This window comes from Salinicola salarius (genome assembly GCF_002179555.1).
In the GTDB taxonomy this organism is placed as follows: Bacteria; Pseudomonadota; Gammaproteobacteria; order Pseudomonadales; family Halomonadaceae; genus Salinicola; species Salinicola salarius_A.
On the sequence record NZ_NHOU01000148.1, the window covers coordinates 1 to 466 of the forward strand.

1 protein-coding gene is annotated in these 466 nt (G+C 66.3%); it reads left to right on the plus strand.

What is annotated here, in order from left to right; translation table 11 throughout:
* Nucleotides 1–12 precede the first annotated feature (12 nt).
* Nucleotides 13–466: transposase (locus CCD76_RS19550; RefSeq protein ID WP_179208984.1), on the plus strand; the 454-nt coding region annotated here is incomplete at its 3' end.

The window sequence follows — 466 nt, forward strand, 5'->3', positions numbered from 1 at the left end:
AGTGGATACGCCATGACCGATTCTACCCTCCAGGCTCTTTCACAACCAGAACCCCAGGTCGCTGACCCGCTGCACGAGCTGCTGCGACGAGGTGCCCGTGACCTGATCGCCAAGGCCGTCGAGGCCGAGTTGGCCACCTTCCTGGCGCAGTATACCGATCAGCGGCTCGACGATGGACGTCAGGCCGTGGTCCGCAACGGCTACCTGCCCGAGCGCATGGTCCAGACCGGGGTTGGGGATGTCAGCGTGAAGGTGCCCAAGGTGCGTGACCGCAGCGGCGGTGGTGCTCGCTTCAACAGCAGCCTGCTGCCGCCCTACCTGAAGCGGGCCCGCAGCATCGAGGAGCTGATCCCCTGGCTCTACCTGAAGGGGATCTCCACCGGCGACTACCAGGAGGCGCTGGCGGCGCTGCTGGGCGACCAGGCCAAGGGGCTCTCGGCCAACACGGTGTCTCGGCTCAAGAAGC